This window comes from Paenibacillus sp. OK076 (genome assembly GCF_900110055.1).
In the GTDB taxonomy this organism is placed as follows: Bacteria; Bacillota; Bacilli; order Paenibacillales; family Paenibacillaceae; genus Paenibacillus.
The window spans coordinates 3,180,347-3,197,563 of the sequence record NZ_FOCH01000001.1; the positions used below are offsets into that span (position 1 = coordinate 3,180,347).

17 protein-coding genes and 1 pseudogene are annotated in these 17,217 nt (G+C 42.8%); 6 read left to right on the forward strand and 12 right to left on the reverse strand.

The genetic code is table 11. The annotated features are described in order from the left end of the window. Positions 1-293: 293 nt before the first annotated feature. The 3 genes from BMY78_RS13950 to BMY78_RS13960 all read right to left on the reverse strand — a co-directional run bounded on the left by BMY78_RS13950 (position 294) and on the right by BMY78_RS13960 (position 2,305). Positions 294-1,265 (reverse strand): alpha/beta hydrolase fold domain-containing protein, encoded by a 972-nt coding sequence (locus BMY78_RS13950; protein WP_090899563.1) that lies wholly within the window; start codon positions 1,263-1,265, stop codon positions 294-296. 148 nt (positions 1,266-1,413) lie between these two features. Beyond that, complete coding sequence (locus BMY78_RS13955) at positions 1,414-1,683, reverse strand: CD3324 family protein (RefSeq protein WP_090899566.1); 270 nt, start codon at positions 1,681-1,683, stop codon at positions 1,414-1,416. A gap of 235 nt (positions 1,684-1,918) precedes the next feature. Continuing rightward, complete coding sequence (locus BMY78_RS13960; protein WP_090899569.1) at positions 1,919-2,305, reverse strand: DUF3888 domain-containing protein; 387 nt, start codon at positions 2,303-2,305, stop codon at positions 1,919-1,921. Positions 2,306-2,441: 136 nt separating this feature from the next. Here BMY78_RS13960 and BMY78_RS13965 point away from each other — a divergent pair, with 136 nt between their 5' ends. From BMY78_RS13965 to BMY78_RS13970, 3 genes and pseudogenes are all read left to right on the forward strand, one after another. Beyond that, complete coding sequence (locus tag BMY78_RS13965; RefSeq protein ID WP_256222110.1) at positions 2,442-3,200, forward strand: helix-turn-helix domain-containing protein; 759 nt, start codon at positions 2,442-2,444, stop codon at positions 3,198-3,200. A 72-nt stretch (positions 3,201-3,272) separates the two neighbouring features. Next, entirely contained in the window at positions 3,273-3,545 is a 273-nt protein-coding gene (locus tag BMY78_RS33300) for a hypothetical protein (RefSeq protein WP_256222111.1), read from the forward strand. 52 nt (positions 3,546-3,597) lie between these two features. After that, positions 3,598-4,248 (forward strand): annotated as a pseudogene (locus BMY78_RS13970) (alpha/beta hydrolase family protein); the annotation flags it as partial. A 30-nt stretch (positions 4,249-4,278) separates the two neighbouring features. On the opposite strand, the gene BMY78_RS33750 reads toward BMY78_RS13970, so the two are convergent. Both BMY78_RS33750 and BMY78_RS13975 read right to left on the reverse strand, forming a co-directional pair. After that, positions 4,279-4,683, reverse strand: a complete 405-nt coding sequence (locus tag BMY78_RS33750) for a phosphotransferase (protein WP_371129138.1) — start codon at positions 4,681-4,683, stop codon at positions 4,279-4,281. After that, entirely contained in the window at positions 4,575-5,144 is a 570-nt protein-coding gene (locus tag BMY78_RS13975) for a protein kinase family protein (protein WP_339853214.1), read from the reverse strand. The genes BMY78_RS33750 and BMY78_RS13975 overlap by 109 nt, the downstream gene beginning before the upstream one ends. Before the next feature lie 298 nt (positions 5,145-5,442). On the opposite strand from BMY78_RS13975, the gene BMY78_RS13980 reads away from it, so the two are divergent. Next, on the forward strand, positions 5,443-6,066 hold the full coding sequence (locus BMY78_RS13980; RefSeq protein WP_090899572.1) for a TetR/AcrR family transcriptional regulator: 624 nt from the start codon (positions 5,443-5,445) through the stop codon (positions 6,064-6,066). 48 nt (positions 6,067-6,114) lie between these two features. Further along, on the forward strand, positions 6,115-8,421 hold the full coding sequence (locus tag BMY78_RS13985; RefSeq protein ID WP_090899575.1) for an MMPL family transporter: 2,307 nt from the start codon (positions 6,115-6,117) through the stop codon (positions 8,419-8,421). A 154-nt stretch (positions 8,422-8,575) separates the two neighbouring features. Here the strand turns inward: BMY78_RS13985 and BMY78_RS13990 are convergent, their stop codons facing one another. Together BMY78_RS13990 and BMY78_RS13995 are read right to left on the reverse strand one after the other, a co-directional pair. Further along, positions 8,576-9,187, reverse strand: a complete 612-nt coding sequence (locus tag BMY78_RS13990; protein WP_090899578.1) for a DUF4304 domain-containing protein — start codon at positions 9,185-9,187, stop codon at positions 8,576-8,578. Between the two features lie 40 nt (positions 9,188-9,227). Continuing rightward, the gene (locus tag BMY78_RS13995) at positions 9,228-10,100 is read right to left on the reverse strand and encodes a LysR family transcriptional regulator (RefSeq protein WP_090902440.1); all 873 of its coding nucleotides are present in this window, start codon (positions 10,098-10,100) and stop codon (positions 9,228-9,230) included. A gap of 111 nt (positions 10,101-10,211) precedes the next feature. On the opposite strand from BMY78_RS13995, the gene dapA reads away from it, so the two are divergent. Beyond that, the gene (dapA, locus tag BMY78_RS14000) at positions 10,212-11,108 is read left to right on the forward strand and encodes a 4-hydroxy-tetrahydrodipicolinate synthase (protein ID WP_090899582.1); all 897 of its coding nucleotides are present in this window, start codon (positions 10,212-10,214) and stop codon (positions 11,106-11,108) included. Positions 11,109-11,303: 195 nt separating this feature from the next. Here the strand turns inward: dapA and eis are convergent, their stop codons facing one another. The 5 genes from eis to BMY78_RS14025 form a co-directional block, all read right to left on the reverse strand. Next, positions 11,304-12,518 (reverse strand): GNAT family N-acetyltransferase, encoded by a 1,215-nt coding sequence (gene eis / locus BMY78_RS14005; RefSeq protein ID WP_090899585.1) that lies wholly within the window; start codon positions 12,516-12,518, stop codon positions 11,304-11,306. Positions 12,519-12,778: 260 nt separating this feature from the next. After that, positions 12,779-13,054 (reverse strand): barstar family protein, encoded by a 276-nt coding sequence (locus BMY78_RS14010; RefSeq protein ID WP_090899587.1) that lies wholly within the window; start codon positions 13,052-13,054, stop codon positions 12,779-12,781. Between the two features lie 15 nt (positions 13,055-13,069). Next, positions 13,070-13,507 carry a ribonuclease gene (locus BMY78_RS14015; protein WP_090899590.1) on the reverse strand — a complete coding sequence of 146 codons (438 nt, stop codon included), beginning with the start codon at positions 13,505-13,507 and terminating at the stop codon, positions 13,070-13,072. A gap of 161 nt (positions 13,508-13,668) precedes the next feature. Continuing rightward, entirely contained in the window at positions 13,669-16,248 is a 2,580-nt protein-coding gene (locus tag BMY78_RS14020; RefSeq protein WP_090899594.1) for a glycosyl hydrolase, read from the reverse strand. A gap of 193 nt (positions 16,249-16,441) precedes the next feature. Then, complete coding sequence (locus tag BMY78_RS14025; protein WP_090899597.1) at positions 16,442-17,179, reverse strand: SDR family NAD(P)-dependent oxidoreductase; 738 nt, start codon at positions 17,177-17,179, stop codon at positions 16,442-16,444. Positions 17,180-17,217 lie beyond the last annotated feature (38 nt).

The window sequence follows — 17,217 nt, forward strand, 5'->3', positions numbered from 1 at the left end:
TGAGTATTAATGATGTTCAGCCATTTTCAGGAAATACTCTGAAGCCAAACGGACAGCCAGAACACTCGCACTATTGAGGGAATTAAATTTAAATACACAAGTTACAAATCTGAATGCACAATTATCTAAACTATGGTTGGACGGCTAAAGGTTAGGTCCGTGCCTCACGACAAATCAAAAAAAAGCCGCATCAATGCGACTTTTTATCGTTCAACACGCTAACTCATGTCATCTGTACTTTTTGCCGCCCTGTTGTCTCTACACTCGAAGCTACTTCTAAATTAGTCTTATAATCAAAGTAACTCCAGAGCTTTCAACAAGGCATACTCACTAGAGGTGGCACCTATTTGAGAAAAATGTGCATTCGGAAACATTGGAGCCAAATGATGATATCCAGGAAGTACTTGCAATTCGATCAATACACCGTCAAAAGCTAGTTGTTTGGCAAATAATAAGGTTTCGTCTATGAACAGATCAACGCTGCCTATGCTCATATAAGTGGGTGGTAAACCGGCAAGAGATTTGGCACGCGCTGGCACGTAATACTCATTTGTTTCCTTTTGTCCGGGTTCGTGACCTAAGACTGATTTCCAGCCGAAATAATTGCTTTTTTTGGTCCAAACAAACTCGCCGGCATAAGGATGGTCTGGCAAAATACTTGTACGGTCATCAAGCATTGGGCTGCGCAATCTTAGATGATGGATGTCGAATTCCTTCTGGTCGCGAATGTACAGGGCTAACCCCGCCGCTAAACCACCACCAGCACTGCTGCCAGCAAGTGCAACTTTCTTAGTATCTATCCCTAATTCCTCGGCATGTTCAATACACCATTTCAAGCCTGAATAACAATCCTGTAATTGACTTGGCTGGATATGTTCTGGCGCTAGCCGATAGTAAACCGATACACAGCAAAAACCATGTTGCACAGCCAGTGCCGCATTGCTTTGGCGTTCACCGACTGGACTGCCCATAACCATTCCCCCACCGTGAATCGAATAATATAACGGCATCTTACTGTACTTTGGTTGGCGGGGTTTAATAATTTCTATACGAATATCAGGACCACCAAAATAACTTGGTACTGCCCATTCTTCGAATGTGACCGGAAACAACTGTGTTACATCGATTTGCGGCATCATTTTTGTTTGACTTTTCCGTGCTTCCATTAGTGTGGCAGCGGAAAGATCGGTGGTTGGAATTAATTCAATCGCATCTATTATCTCCTGATCGATCAGATGTCTGCTTCTGCTTTTTGGTTCATTCATATTCACCGTTTCCTCGCTCTCTTAATCGACTCCTCTTCTGCCTAATCCTATTGTAAAGAACGCAATAAGCTATTTAAATGAAAACAATAAGTTAGAATCGTTTTTGACCTAAAAAAGCACTGATGAGTTTCTTCATCAGTGCCGTGTACTACTTATTTTTGGAATAAACAATTTTCTTAATGGTTTCGATAGAGAGAAAGTAGTCCTTAGCAAGCTGTTCAATGCTGCTATTTTTCTTAAAAGCTTGTCTAATATTGGCATTTCGGTGATCTAACCACTGCCTTCCGCCACTCAAGCTTCCCCAATGGTTATATTCCTTTTCCTGTTTCGGAATGTAAATCACTTCTCCCTGGACATACTCTTGAATCATTATTATTAACTTTTCGGGCAATATTTTTTTAGCGTTTGTATATTTCACTCTGCTTCACTCCTTATTTTTGAAAATAAGGTGCAAAGCCACAATATTAGATAAGCTTATTTAGCGTTAGAAAAGATTTAACCCCATGCAAAGTAACGCTTCTCCAATACTGGCTTTGCACAAGTGAAGCGAGTCACAGACAATCTTAACAGATTCTCCATCAGTAAAGCACCTCCCTTTTACGTTGCCAGTATAGCATAAATATAATTACTTCGAACCATCTCATGATCAAAAGTTAGTCGCTCCTATGGATATATTGAATTAACTTAACTTTACCCGTATCGATATCGAATGTAATGAACTCCTTCGCATTTGGAGGATTGTGTGGACCATAGTAAGTGCTGACTTCAACAACCACTCGAAAGGCATAACCTCCAGGCGATTTCCTTTGTAGTTCCAGAACCTTCATATCATACAAACCATAACTTGGCTGCGGCTTCTGAATTTCTTGATAATACTTAGTAATCGCCAGCTGTATGGACGGATTAAGTAACGTTAAAGATAAAGGTTTAAATTGCTCCTCATTCACTGTGTCAGGTTCTGCATAGGCTAGACCGCTTAGATTTAGCATTAGAATACAAAAAACAATACAACGAACAAAGATGTTGGATACTTTCCTCATATGTTCTGCTCCTTAGCGAGATTTGACCCTTCTCCTATCAAGTTTCCCAATAGTTGATTTTTTTAACATAAGTCAACGACAAGTCGCTTGGGAGTTGATTTTATAAACCGTATAATCATAAGCAGAGGTGACGTTGATGAACGAAATTAATCTTGCATCGATTCTTGTAGCAAAACGCAGAGAAAAAGGATTAACACAGGATGCAGTTGCTGCATTTATCGGTGTTTCCAAAGCGTCCGTTTCCAAGTGGGAAACGGGACAAAGCTATCCTGACATCACTTTTCTGCCACGGCTTGCGACCTATTTTAACATTAGCATTGATGAATTGATGGGTTATTCGCCGCAAATGGAGCAGTCGGACATCGCAAAGCTGTACACCCGACTGGCCAATAATTTTGCAGCCTTCCCTTTTGAAGAAGTAATCACTGAATGTAGGGCGGTCATCAAAAAATATTACGCCTGCTTTCCGCTTTTATTGCAAATGGTTAAGCTGTACACCAATCACTTCATGCTGGCGACAACACAAGAGCAAAAAGAGACTCTTCTTAACGAAACCGTGACCCTGTGTGAACGGATTCAGGGCGAAAGTGGCGATATGCAGCTTTCCAACGAGGCGGTTTTGTACCAGTCGATTTGTTGTCTGGCACTAAGGGACCCGCAGCGGGCGTTAGATTTGCTTGGGGAGACTGTTCGGCCTATGATGCCAAAGGGCCAGTTAATTTCACAGGCATATCAGCTTATGGGCAACATCGACAAAGCCAAAGAAACCTTGCAGGCTGAACTGTATCAGCACAGTATGGCAGTCTTTCAAGGGCTGCTGAACGTCCTTCAATTAAATATTAATAATGTCGAAAAAGCCGAAGCAGCTTTTATGAGAGCGTCCGATTTTGCATGAATCTTTAATATGGAGCGGCTAAATCCGAACAATGTCGTCTTGCTTTACGCACTAGGGGCTCATCTATATTGCGTGAACAAATTCCTTGAGAAATCAATTGAATTTCTTGAAAAATATGTGGATACCTGCGTGGAAGGATTCTTCCCTTTTGAGCTTCGTGGTGATCCCTTTTTTGACCTGATTGATCCGTGGCTGAAAGATTTCGACGTCTCCGCCCCACGCAGCGAGCAAGTTATCAAGAATAGCATGATGAGGGATGTTCTGCTGAATCCAGCGTTCGATTCGTTACATGAATTACCCGAATATCAACGACTAGTTCAAAAAATGAATAGGTTTATAGAATAAACATGCTGATCGGAGGTTTTGGGAATACGATACCGGATTATCCGTTAAAGAAGAAACGATTGAAGATGCTATCCTCGCAGCAGATTTATTACGCAATGACCCACGTATTGATACCAACCAAATATTCATTATAGGTCATAGTTTAGGCGGGATGTTAGCTCCACGAATTGATGCAGAAGGTGGACATTTTGCTGGCATCATTATTATGGGTGGGTCTCCACGGAAGTTAGAAGAGATTCTGATGGATCAAAACAACGATGTTTTAGACTCATTGAATATGTTTTTGAAAATGATTGCGAAGAAACAAATAGGAGCGCTATCAGCTAAATTTGATAAAATTTATACATTAAGTGATGAAGAAGCGAAATCAACTGTGATTTTGGGGAAATATTCTAGAGCCTTCTACTTCAAAGAGATGGGAGAACATCCCTCCATTAATTACCTTAACGTATTAGATAAACCCGTGCTCATTTTGCAAGGAGATCAAGATTTTCATGTATCCGTAGACAAAGATTTTCAGGCTTACAAAGACTTATTGGGTGAAAAGCCACATGTAACGTTTAAACTTTACCCCAACTTAAATCATTTATTCATGCCAGCTGTTTATGGAGAGATATTAAAAATGAAAAAAGAGTACAAAGTTGCACAACATGTAGATAAAAAAGTGATACATGACATTGCCGAATGGATTCTTTCCGTTTAGGAAAACCGGCCAAACCTGTTGAACGTTTATTCAATGACCTACTGATTTCTTCAAAACTTCTATATTTTCCTGAAGGAACGATTGATTTTTTTCAACGCCTCTGTTTTTACACCAAACCACGGCGCTAAAAGCATCATAAAAATTATAGAATGGCAATACGATTTCGAGATTTAACATGGTCCGAATGGTTTGATAACATTCAACGTACGGGGATTTTGTTCTCGGGTTAACTTCCCAAATATATCTATTGATTTTAGTGAAATCTATTTCAGAGGAACCACCACGAGCACTTTCGAAATCAATAATACCAACGACCTTGTTGCTATTCACCAATATATTTCCAGGTCGAAAATCCATATGTACAAAACAGGGTCCGTCAGGATCAGGTAAAGCAGAGAAAACGCCGTCAAAATGAAGAATGCATCGTTCATACAATGCTGGATCGAGGAGCTCTTTGCAGGGCTCTTTCCACTGATATGTAGACGCCAATTATTTTGGTCAAGAAAAATAAACCCGTTGGTTGAATGGTAACCGTATCCTGGCGTTTTTACCTCATGAAGCATTGCATGATAAACACCCATTTGAAAATACAGCTTTTCATCCATATTTTCTGTACAAGGCACACCTTGAATTGCCGAAAGAAGCAACGCCCCCGTAGTAATTTCATCCCCATACCAAATGTCCAATACCTTAGGAACAGGTAAGACATCCTTCAATGTTTCAAGCATCTGAAATTCACGAAAAAGCTTATCCTTGTTAAATGGAATCTTTACATAAACGTCTTCTCCACTAGCAAGACCAAGTTTATATACATCCGAACTAAATGATTCGGGAACATCTTCAATATTCAAAACGTTCAACTTTAGCTTTTCTATAACGTTTAGAATGGAACTCATGCGGCACCTCCTTTATTTGGCTTTCTAATAAGCGAGCCTGTTTGATGCAGCACGCTGATTTAATGCTCTGTCATTCCATAATACATTTCGAAACTAGGACCTTCAACCTGAACAAAGGTCGACGTTTTTACGTATATGGTGCAGGCACAAAATTTCCCTTTGAGCAAATTTGCCTAAAGGGCAAATTTAAGTTAAGATGATCCTGAGAAAGGAGTCGTGTGAACCCAAAATGAAGTCAACAAATTACGATTGCTTCCCCCAAGTAACAACCATGTTGGAGGTGTACGCATAGCGGAAAATGATGACCAAACCAACTTTGCGACATTTAAAAAAAGAAGCGACAGAGCAATCTCTAGCGATTGCAGCATTTGAACTTGCACTTGAACACGGTCTGGACGGCTTTGTTGTTGAAGATATCGTGCAAAAAGCCGGTTACTCCAGAAGAACTTTCGCAAACTATTTCACATGCAAGGAAGAAGCAGTTGCGAGGGGAGCTACAGCTGTTCATAACACGACTGAGTTCGAGAATTTGCTCACCCAGATTCCCCCAAATACCTCATTGCTTGACGTTCTGTATCAACTCATCCAGATGCAGCTTACAGCGGATCTCATAGGAAGATTGCGTGAACTTTTGTTGCTTTCCCAAAAATATCCTGTCTTGGAACCGCATTTCCTCGGGGTAGTGCACCAGATGCAGACGAAAGCTCAAGAAACATTGTTAGACTTGTCTAACGGAAATGATGACGAGGTATATACTTATCTTCTTATAAACGCAGTTTACGGGATCATTCTTCCTTTAATTGACGGAAGACTTAATGTGCTGCTCCCGGGACAAAAGAAGAATGACCATCCAAGCACTGAAGCGGTAGCATTCGATGAGTTTTTAGAAACTATGTTTAGTTATTTGCGCAAAGGATTCTGATGAGCTAAGCAATTTATATTCACCATAGAGGGAGTGTAAAATAGATATATGTCTACATTATTATACAGAGTGGGGAAAACCGCTTTTCGCAAACCCGGGTATTTCATCATTGGTTGGGTATTGATTCTGGGTATTGTCGTTTCTATGATCAGTATCAATGGTGTTCATATCAGTTCTGAAATGAAAATTGAAGGCACTGAATCACAGAAAGTCTTGGATCAATTAGCTAAAGAATTACCAGCGGCCTCCGGCGGCCAAGGAAGTGTTGTGTTCAAAGCACCTGACAGCGAGCGTTTGGATACACCTGAACGTTTGACTGCAATAATGAAAGCTGTCAGTGAAGTTTACGGATTGAACGATGTGCTTAATCCTGCGGATTATGCAGCTGAAGCTAGCAGTTCGGGTGCATCTGCCGACATGGCTCAGGCTGCCAATATGCAGCAATCCACTACAGCCTCTCCTCCCCCCTATGGTCCTCTTATGGTGGATGGCGTTCCTGTACCTGGTGTCCTTCTCTCTTCTGACGGCAAAATTGCTCTGTTCCAATTTCAGTTCACCATTGAGCAGTCTGCAATTACTCAAGATGTATTTGATTCTGTAATTGACTCTGTGATGACTGCCCAGCAAGGAACCAACATCACCGTGCTACCAGGCGAAACGCTCAAAACGGTAGCGATCGGTGTCGGATCGGCAGAGATTATCGGACTGATCATTGCTGTTATTGTTTTGCTAATCACCCTGGGTTCCGTCGTTGCGGCAGGTCTGCCTCTGGTCACTGCACTCCTCGGCGTTGCCATTGGAGTAGGTGGAGCGTTCTCAATCTCCAAGTTTATAGAAATGCCAAGTGTCACTTCCGTTCTGGCTCTAATGGTTGGTCTGGCCGTCGGAATCGATTATGCTCTATTCATTGTCAATCGCCAGCGGCGAATGATTATTGATCAACGTTTGAGCGCACAAGAGGCGACAGCAAGAGCCATTGGAACTTCGGGCAGCGCAGTATTTTTTGCAGGATTAACCGTCATTATTGCACTGTGCGGTATGCTTGTCATCGGTCTCACATTCTTATCTACGATGGCTTTAGTTGCCGCAGCTACCGTTCTTATTAATGTATTTGTTGCCCTTACTCTATTGCCCGCTTTACTTGGATTGGTGGGTGAACGCATCTGTTCCCCTAAAGCACGCGAGAAAAGCACAAAACATCCTAAAGCGGCTGACCGTGGGATCGCTCACAGATGGGTTAAATTCGTTATCAAGTATCGTTGGATCACAATTATTGCCATTGTCGTACTTCTTGGGGCAGCGGCCACACCTATAACAAAAATGGAAATGGGCATCCCGGGAGCTTCTTCAGCAAATCTGGACACCACAGCAAGACAAAGTTATGACGCCATATCCGAAGGCTTCGGAGAAGGATTTAACGGACCACTTATTCTGGTCGCAGAACCTAATAACTCTTCCGCTCAGGTGACTCCGGAACTCTTGGGCAATCTCATGAAGGAACTTCAAAGCCAAAATAACGTTGCACAGGTGACACCACTAGGCATGACAGAAGATCTGGCTATCTTTAGTCTTATTCCTGAAACGGGTCCCAACGATAAAATCACCAAGGATCTGGTGACTGAGCTGCGATCTGCTGAATCAAGCGTGGCAAAGATGAATGACGTTAAGATTGGTGTTACCGGACTCACCGCCGTTAACATTGATATGTCATCCAAATTGGCACAGCTATTCCCGATCTATGTGGGAATTATTATCCTGCTGTCGCTGATCATCCTGCTTTTGGTATTTCGTTCGATTATTGTTCCAATTAAAGCAACGATCGGCTTCCTTCTTAGCATTCTGGCAACGTTCGGGATCACTACTGCTGTATTCCAGTGGGGCTGGCTCCATTCGCTCTTTGGTTTCGACACCGGTGGCCCGCTGCTGAGCTTTATGCCGATCATCGTGACAGGTATCCTGTATGGCTTGGCAATGGACTATCAGGTCTTCCTTGTCAGCTCGATGCGGGAATCATACGTACACGGTCATAGAGGAACTGAGTCTGTTGTTCATGGTTATAACCAGGTAAGTCGCGTGGTTGTTGCCGCAGCGGTGATCATGGTTTCGGTATTTGCTGGGTTTATCTTCACAGATGACGTCATGATCAAACAGATTGGTTTCACATTAGCTGTAGGCATTCTGATTGATGCTTTCATCATTCGGATGGGATTGGTTCCTGCCATCATGGCTATTTTCGGTGACAAGGCTTGGTCACTTCCAAAATGGCTGGATCGCATTCTACCAAATCTGGACGTTGAGGGCGAGAAACTGATTGCTACACTTAATGCTAAAGATCATTCCAACTCCAAATCTTGATCTGGAATGTAATTAATAAGCTTCGCTTTCATTCAACATCGTCAAGTGTTAAAGATCGTACAAAAAAGCCCGTTGACCAGTTCGGTCAATGGGCTTTCGTTTTGTTTATTTTCCGTTAAAAAAAATGATTCCATGCAGTCCTTCATGTCCAAGCTTATAACATATCGAATTTCACTCCATATGTATCGAATATGGCCTTGTATTTATTTTCAAATATGGTCCATCGATGTTCTGCTCCATACTTTCCATGCAAAGCCTTCAAATAATGGTTAGCGGCTGTTACATCCCCGGATTTCAGAAGTAGATGAAAACTCTCTTCACCCAGATGCAAAAATGGGCCCGATATGTAATAATCCACAATGGATCTGGCACTGGTCATCGTATCATATAAGTGAATCACATCTTCCAACCCGGGTAGCAGCATTTTTATTAAATCATCCCTATTTGTATCGGGAGTAACAGCGAATCGATCCGGAACGGCCCGGGCAATTTCCCCGATTCTTGCTCTGAAATGACACTCGGATTCATGGGGTGCAGTCAAAATCTCTTTCGACTGGATTTGCGCCAACTCCGCTGAATAAATGCCACAGTTCACATAAAACATGACATTGTCTGCCGAATTTCCAGAGGATTTTTGGAAATTGAACATGTAGATAAGCTCCTCTGCTTTTCTACTGAAATTCAAACCCTTCTTTGTATAACCGTAATTGGAAAGAAACGGCTTTACATCCTGCTTAATCAGAGCGTTAAAGAGCTGCTGCAACATAATCCCTCCTTTTCTTAACCGGGTCCATATAGTTAGTGCTTTACTTCTTCAAGCTTTCCATAAAATCGTGCAGTGCGTTGGATACCCATTTCTTCGGATGAAGAACGAGCTGAATTTCAAGTTGAAGCTCTGCATGTTCAAGGGGTAGGGCTTTCAGCTCCCCCCGCTCGATTTCCTCCATTACAGCCATTTGCGGCAGAATCGAAATGCCCTCACCTGACTTAATACTTCTTTTGATCGCTTCCGGATTGCCAAGTTCCAGACCGATTCGATAAGGAATTGAATTTGCGCGAAGCACTCTTTCAAGCAGCTGCCTGTAATTACAGGTATCTTCAGGCATGATCCATTCCATATCCTTTAGATCATTCAATTCAATCTGCGTTTTGGCGATCAGCGGATGCTGTGGATGCACGATCAGCAAAAGCGGTTCTTGGCGAATAGTAATCCACTGCAATGCCGGATCGCTCGAATCATCTGCGAGAATAAGCCCGATATCGGCTTCACCCTCCCTAACCTGATGCAAAATCAACCCCTCACGATTCGTATGCAATCGTATGTTCAGTTCCGGGTATTCCTTACGGGTGGCTTGCATATATGGAGGTAAAAAGTAAGAAGCGATAGAGTCCATCGTACCGATTGTTAAGGAGCCGCCACCCTGCTTCGCCATTTTTTCCTTGGACTGCTCAAACAATTCCAACATCTGTCCGGCAAGCTTGAACAGCTCTTCCCCGGCAGAAGTCAGACGAATCTTGTTATTGCTGTAGCGTTCAAACAGTTTGACCTGATATGCTTTTTCCAGCTTCTGAATTTGCGTAGTCACACTGGATTGTGCATAACCCAGCACTTCTGCAGCTCTGGTGAAGCTCTCGCGAATGGCGACCTCTCTAAACGTCTGAAGATAGATTAAATCCAACTTGCTCACCTCATCGAAAATATTGATGACAACGATCATTTGTTATAGGTAACTGTGATGCTGATTCCTATGTTACATTAGTTTCAATATAACGGGAAGAGGTAGTTGATTATGATGAATGAACAACATGTTCAAGGAATTTATATACCGGTAATTGCCCCTTTTTCGGATGACAGCAAGCTCGACATTGAATCGTATCGCAAATATGTTACTCATCTTGCCAAACACGACATTCAGGGACTGGTTGTAAACGGTACGACAGGAGAATCTCCAACTGTCTCCTGGGATGAAGTAAAACAGATGGTGGAAGTAACGAAAGAGATTTTGACAAGTCTGAACAAATCCATCCCCCTCGTCGTGGGAACAGGAACCAATGATACCTATTCGACGGTTCATCGGACCGAAATGGCCGCTGAATTAGGAGCAGATGCTGCTATGGTGGTCACTCCTTATTACAATAGACCGACGCAAGAAGGAATTCTAGAGCATTTTTCCAACGCGTCCCGGACGGGATTGCCAATTCTAGTCTATGAGATTCCGGCTCGAACCGGTAGTCGCATGACCTTGGATACGATGAGAAAAGTCTTAGATTTGGATGGGGTTATTGGCTTGAAGGACAGCACTGGCGGTTTGGATCTGCTGCTGGCGCTAACCCAATATGAGACGAAGCCTGTACTTTGCGGCGAGGACGCGTATTTGCATGCGATGCTGTGTCAAGGTGCCGCAGGCGGGATGGTGGCCTCTGCCAATATTCATACCCAGCGGTATGTGGATGTGTATCAACGCTTTGCATCTGGTGACGTGAATGGGTCAAGAGACAGCTTTAAGCAGCTGCAGCCGCTAATTAGTGACGTGTTTGCAGAACCTGCTCCAGCCTCGATCAAATGGTGGCTTGCTCAGCAACAGCTGATCGCCTCCGCAAAACTGCGTCTGCCGCTGACTGCCGCATCGGAACAAGCAAAACAAAGATTGTCGAATACACTCGCAGAGATGGTTGTACCTTCTTAAACAAGCATAGATCTGGCTACGATTTATGAATACATCCAGTCTGATAATTTGACATCATCGATTGGAAATAAAAAAACAACCAGTATCGATACATCGATACTGGTTGTTTTAATTTTAAACACAGATCTCCACATTGTAGAACTAGATACAGCTAATTCACCATTCATCAGGGGATGCCGATCACTACATTGAATATTAAAAGTAATCCGAAAAGTATGGTGCCTGCTGCTCAATAGCATCTTCTAACAAATCAAGCGTTTCTGGATCACATTTAATCCGGCCAATCTTATGCAAATACTCAGGACGTTTATAGCCTAACAACATGGTCGTCATGGTTTGGATATTTATGCTGTCTTCACTACGTCGATTTTGGCTCCGAATTACTCTTCCGCTTCCATTCGGTTCAATGTTTAGAGTAAATGTGCCTTGATTCCATGCAAGCAACGGATCTTGCAAAGTAAAGGTCCACTCTCTATCCATCGCTGCGGGTTTGAACGGATATTTTGAAATAAATTGCTCAATGTCCACGATCCGTGCCATAAAGTAAGGTGAAATGGTTTCCTTAATATCCGCATCCTCCAGCAAAAAAGCAAGCTGTTCATCGGTATGAATATTGCCTACCACTTTAGATATCATTGAAAAATGCGCACTAATGAAATTCCATAGTCCACTTCGTGCTTCTTCGTGAATGAAGATCATATCTTTGACGTGGAACACTTCTTCTTCAATCCAATATAAAATGTAGCCATCCGGTTGTCCGTCTTCACCATAATAGACAGCTGCAGTTAAATCATCTGAATCCCACCGCCAGTACTCACTCCACGCCAGTTCTTTCCGCAGCATGGCTCCATGGGTTTGCATTGAAAAGCGTTCATAAGCCACCTTCACATCTTCGCTGTCCGGTTCTACACGTGCCACATCGCCAGGAACAGGTTTGTTTTTGGGCAATTGGAAGTCTTGAACCTCAAACACGATTTTATCAGAAATGATCTCCCATCCCTTACGGCGATAATACGGTATGGAATAAGGATACAAGTACGAAATGGATTGTTTCTTTGCACGCATATTGGTGAGAGCTTGCAGCAGCAGTTTATTCATTAAGCCCTGACCCGAATATTCCGGAAAAGTCCCCACACCAGTGACCCCCCCCATAGCGTATGTTTGGTTAAATATTCGAACCTCAAATGGATATATGGATACCTGAGAAATCAGTTTTTCGCCATCGAACCATCCAAGAACATCTGCTTGTTGTAGGACAGGTGACTTTTCATGGAGAATTTCGCTTTCTTTCCAGCCATGTTTGTGAAGATCATTATGAGTAACCTGAAATACATAACGTAACAGCTGACTATATTGTTCTAAATGTGATAAATCAACCTTTTTCATCTTTAAATTTTGCTTACGATGCATGCCGGTTATTCTCCCTTAGTTTTAATTATATTATTTACCAATTGCTTCAGAATAATGCTGGAGCAGCCTTGATCAGGTTTGTTCTTTTTCAAGTGCTTCTGTGAAATTTTCTTAAACAAATAAAAAAAACCATTTAACTTTTAAAAGTTAAATGGTTAAATGCTTAAATGCTTAATTGCTTAATTGCTTAAAATTTCATTTTTCAATCACGCTTTTGTTGTGTTCATTCGTCACAAACCATGATCCGATTCAGAAATTGTTCAATCTCTTAATTCCAATGTAAATCCTCCCAGCTCTTCTTCCGCTTCATGCATCAGGTCCAGCAACTGATCTGCGTACTCTCCAAGCAAATTTCGGCTTGCATCAAAATTAATCCACTGAATGGTAAGTGGCATCGGGACAAATCCAGTCAGGCAATCCCATAATGCGTCCAAATTCCGCCCATACGTTTGACCTAATTCAAGACTGGTCTGAAGGACGTCATGTAATTGTTCTTTTCCATGAATGTCCTTTCCATTGATGACTACTGTTTTCATATGATCACCCTTCCCCTATTCAATTTGCTCAAACGTACGGTAATGATCGGTTGTTTTATAGATTAATCCATCATTGGAATATAAAATCCGATCACTCCCCCGTGTTCCTCCCGAATAGTTAATATCTGCTTCGTACCAAGTTCTTCCCTTTTTCTTGGGCAACAGCCCTTCTCGATTTTGAAATACGTCACCGCCAATGCTTTTGCCTGGAGCCACTTTTTCCAAATTACCTTTACTAGGCTCCCATCCTAATTCTCTAGCTTCTTTCTTGGTTATATAATTTTCCGGAAGTTCATTATGCTCCGAAATATACTTGGCTACTTCATCAAATTGCGTTAGAGTTGCATTCTCTTGAGATGAGCCGTTTAATGAAACCGTATCGAGTGAGCAGCCTGTAAACAGGAGGGTTGCCAGAATAAAAAGTAAAGCACCTAACCATTTTTTTACAACCATTGATTTTGATCTCCTTCTGAAAAATTAGCATCCTCTCTATCATAACATGTTCCTTCTGTATACTCCTCTTTATATTCGTTTCTCACGGCTTTCGGCCATCTCAACACAAAAAGGTTGGAGCAGGGATGATCCCAGCTCCAACCTTTATTATGCTTGCATCCTTACGGCTCAATTCCCCAAGCCAGTTGACCATTGATATACCCGGTAACCTGTTCATGGTTTGCAAACTGAGTACTAGATGCCTTAAACGAATAATCGTTAGTCTGGTTGTAATTAGACCAGTTATTTTTGGAGAAACGTGCTTGAATTTCAGCGCTTTGTCCGGCATTAAGCGTTCCGGCAGCACTCGTAAAACCAACCTCCAAAGCATAATCCGCTCCGGCAACTGGTGTTGCCAATTTAACGAATTTGCTGGTTACATTTGCACTTCCGATACTGGCCCAGTCAGACCAGAAACTCTGCGCTTCTTCCCCGTCAATCGTATAGTAATACCGGAGTTTTACATCACTCAACTGAATCGCCGAATTACCGGTATTGACCACTTTGAATTTAGGTGAGATTCCGTTGGTAGACGTACTTGTATTGCCGTTAAAGGCTTGGATTGTCAAAGCCCCAGAGGGTGCAGTAACACTGCTGTCCACTACGTTTACCGTAAGAACAGCGTTATTTCCTCCGTTAAAATGAAATGTTATCGTATTCTGACTTAACGGCAGCGTGGAGAGATAGGATTTGTGCAGAACGATGGCAGTGCTTGATGCCGTATAATCCTGGCCCGATACAAGTGTATAATTCCCATTCGTTATGCTAGTAAGCTGTTTTCCGTTTAAGGTAAGCGTTAAGGAAATATCCTGCGCTAGATTCGCTGCTTTATCAAATGCTGCATTCACGGGCGAAATCACAGCACTTGTGCTTGGTGTTGAATCGACAATTTTAACTTTTAATACAGGATCCTGCCCTTGATTAAAATCAAACACGATGGAATGTTCGCCGACCGATAGTCCGGCCAAAAATTCTTTTTTCAGCAGCAACGAGCTTCCGCTTAACGTATAATCCTGATTTGCAGTCAATGGTGAGGTACCTATCCGTAGACCGGTTAACGTATTACCGTTAAAGTTCACGGTTATGGCCTTGTCGCTTGGATTGGGCGTGTGTTTGTCAAATTCAACGGTTGTAGGTGTGAGGGACGCATTGGATGTAGGATTGTTAACCTTCAAATTAGGCAGTTCATCCAGCGTAATGACATAATCGCTTTGATAAAGCGTTTTCAGAGTTGCTGGATAATTAAAGGCTGAACTCATGAGATGCTCGCCATACCATGGGCAGAAGTAGAGCCATCCCGATTTTTCCTCTGTCAGATTCTGTACACTTGGGACGGTGTCATTCTCCGTCATGGCCACCATTTTCTTGCCGTCCGTTAAATCAACCAGTTGATAGAAGATCGAGGTAATGGCATCCTCATTCGGTACGCCGGACAAACCGTCATAGCGGTTGTAGATCGTATTGTATTTATCATAACCGACAATATCCACCTGATCGTCGCCAGGATACCATGCAGGAGAAGTGTTATATACGTAGCTGTTGTAAGTCCAAATCAAGTTGTGCAAACCGTACGTCTCTGTAAGTTCAGTGTAGAGCATATCCCACAGCTGTTTGTACACATCTGCACCTGCGGAAGCCCACCAGAACCAGGCGCCTTCCCCATTCAGACCGCCGTTGCCCTCCGCCTCATGATAAGGCCGGAAAAGAACGGGCACATTGTTATCTTGCAGAATCAGCAGTTGTTCCGCCAGATCATCAATCGTACTCATTACGTATTGATATTCTTTTGTACCAGGAATTACGGCGTTAGCTGTATTAAAATTCGTTTCTGTTGGTTTATACGTAGCCTCCTTCCAATCCACATGATCCCCAAGCTGGTAGGTTGTGAAATTTCGGGGCACGTTGATATGCCAGGAAGCTGTCGCAATTCCATTGCGGTTATTCACCCAATCGATCATTCGATCGGTCGTGCCGTCTTCCCATCCGTAGAGCGGATTATAGTTCATAAAATCAAATCCTCGGATAGCTGGATACTTCCCGGTTAAATTATGAATCCAATCAAACTCCAGCTCCGTATTGCCATCGTTTCCACCACCGTATATCTCCTGCTGGCCAGAGATAATATGATTGCCATAAACCTCCGTTAAATAATTCATCAGAAGCTGTGTTTCCGGTGTGGCTTGGGAGTCAGTAAGGACAGGCTGAACATCCAGGGGATCAAGATGGGCATAATCCACCGTGAAGGTGTCAAAATAAGCGAATCCCCAACCAGCCTTTAACTGTATCGTGTTACTTCCCTGGTTCAGCTTGTGGTAACCAAAATTAAAATCAGACCAAGTTGTTGTGTATGGCAGCATATACGAGCCTTTGGTAACGCCATTAACGGATAGATATTGAAGTCGGCCGTCAGCACTTAGCTCCTGCATGTATCGGGTGGAAATTGCATACATGCCCGTTTCCGGGACAGTCACAGTGAAGGTTATCGTGCCGGAATTCTGCATCCAGACAAATCCACTTCCAGAAAATCCAGGCTTGGGTTGTCCGTAAATTTCTGTTGTTACTTGAAGATCAGAGGAAAGTAAAGCGTTTTCGCTTTCGATCGTGAAAAGCGGTGAATCTGCATGAACGGGTACTGTCATCAATCCAAGAAGCAGAGTCAATGCCAGCATTAATACGCCTGTCTTTTTGAGCAAAATCTTCATTATCATCTTCCTTCCCATGTTAAAATATGATAAAGAATGATTCCTCTGTTTACTCATGATGGCGCTTTCATTGTAAACATAGCATATGTATCAATTTTTGCAAATATATGGACGAAAAAAAGCCGCAATTTTGCGGCTTTCAATCTGTTAATCCATATGCGAATCCATTGATTTTCGAGAAAATTTAACCCTCTTATTGGGCTGTGTATCCTCCATCCACGATCAGGCTATTTCCTGTCATATAGGATGAATCGTCGCTAGCTAGGAACAGTACGGCTTTGGCCATTTCATCTGCTTGACCAAGCCGCTTCATTGGTGTTGCCGCAGAAAGGGCCTGCTTGCTCTCTTCTGGAATAATCGGTGTATCGATGAAACCTGGGCAAAGTGCGTTCACCCGAATATTTTTCTCAGCATACTCCAGCGCGAGCGAACGAGTCAGGTTCACAACGCCACCTTTTGCTGCATTGTAGGCTGCCGAACCAGGTGAACCAACCCATCCGTACATGGAAGCCGTGTTGACGATCGTCCCTCCACCAATTTTGAGCATTTCTCGGATCGATTCACGCGCGACCAAGAATACACCGTCCAGATCTACATTCACCGTATTGCGCCATTCAGCATAGTCAAGCTCATGCGTTGGATGAACACGCCCGATTCCTGCATTGTTAAATACGATGTCCACTTTACCGAAAACCTCAACGGTTTTTTTGAAGATCTCAGTAACCTCTTGTTCACTCGTGATGTTCGCTTTAATAAAAAGGGCGTCAGCCTGAAGCGATTTCAGTTCTTGCTCAAACGCCTTTCCTTTTTCTTCATTCAGGTCTACCAAGACCACTTTTGCTCCTTCGGAAACGAATAAGCGTGCTGTCGCTGCGCCGATTCCGGATGCCCCTCCCGTAATAACTGCTACTTTGTCTTGAAGTTTGCCCATGACTTATTCCTCCAGTATACTATTTTGAATAGCACCTA

What these genes read in the sequence shown, in the direction of transcription:
- BMY78_RS14020 (WP_090899594.1), bottom strand. Translation starts at nt 16,248, where the DNA reads ATGAAGATTTTGCTCAAAAAGACAGGCGTATTAATGCTGGCATTGACT.
- BMY78_RS13985 (WP_090899575.1), top strand. Translation starts at nt 6,115, where the DNA reads ATGTCTACATTATTATACAGAGTGGGGAAAACCGCTTTTCGCAAACCC.
- BMY78_RS14010 (WP_090899587.1), bottom strand. Translation starts at nt 13,054, where the DNA reads ATGAAAACAGTAGTCATCAATGGAAAGGACATTCATGGAAAAGAACAA.
- eis (WP_090899585.1), bottom strand. Translation starts at nt 12,518, where the DNA reads ATGCATCGTAAGCAAAATTTAAAGATGAAAAAGGTTGATTTATCACAT.
- BMY78_RS13960 (WP_090899569.1), bottom strand. Translation starts at nt 2,305, where the DNA reads ATGAGGAAAGTATCCAACATCTTTGTTCGTTGTATTGTTTTTTGTATT.
- BMY78_RS13965 (WP_256222110.1), top strand. Translation starts at nt 2,442, where the DNA reads ATGAACGAAATTAATCTTGCATCGATTCTTGTAGCAAAACGCAGAGAA.
- BMY78_RS14025 (WP_090899597.1), bottom strand. Translation starts at nt 17,179, where the DNA reads ATGGGCAAACTTCAAGACAAAGTAGCAGTTATTACGGGAGGGGCATCC.
- BMY78_RS13950 (WP_090899563.1), bottom strand. Translation starts at nt 1,265, where the DNA reads ATGAATGAACCAAAAAGCAGAAGCAGACATCTGATCGATCAGGAGATA.
- BMY78_RS13975 (WP_339853214.1), bottom strand. Translation starts at nt 5,144, where the DNA reads ATGAGTTCCATTCTAAACGTTATAGAAAAGCTAAAGTTGAACGTTTTG.
- BMY78_RS13990 (WP_090899578.1), bottom strand. Translation starts at nt 9,187, where the DNA reads ATGTTGCAGCAGCTCTTTAACGCTCTGATTAAGCAGGATGTAAAGCCG.
- BMY78_RS14015 (WP_090899590.1), bottom strand. Translation starts at nt 13,507, where the DNA reads ATGGTTGTAAAAAAATGGTTAGGTGCTTTACTTTTTATTCTGGCAACC.
- BMY78_RS13980 (WP_090899572.1), top strand. Translation starts at nt 5,443, where the DNA reads ATGATGACCAAACCAACTTTGCGACATTTAAAAAAAGAAGCGACAGAG.
- dapA (WP_090899582.1), top strand. Translation starts at nt 10,212, where the DNA reads ATGATGAATGAACAACATGTTCAAGGAATTTATATACCGGTAATTGCC.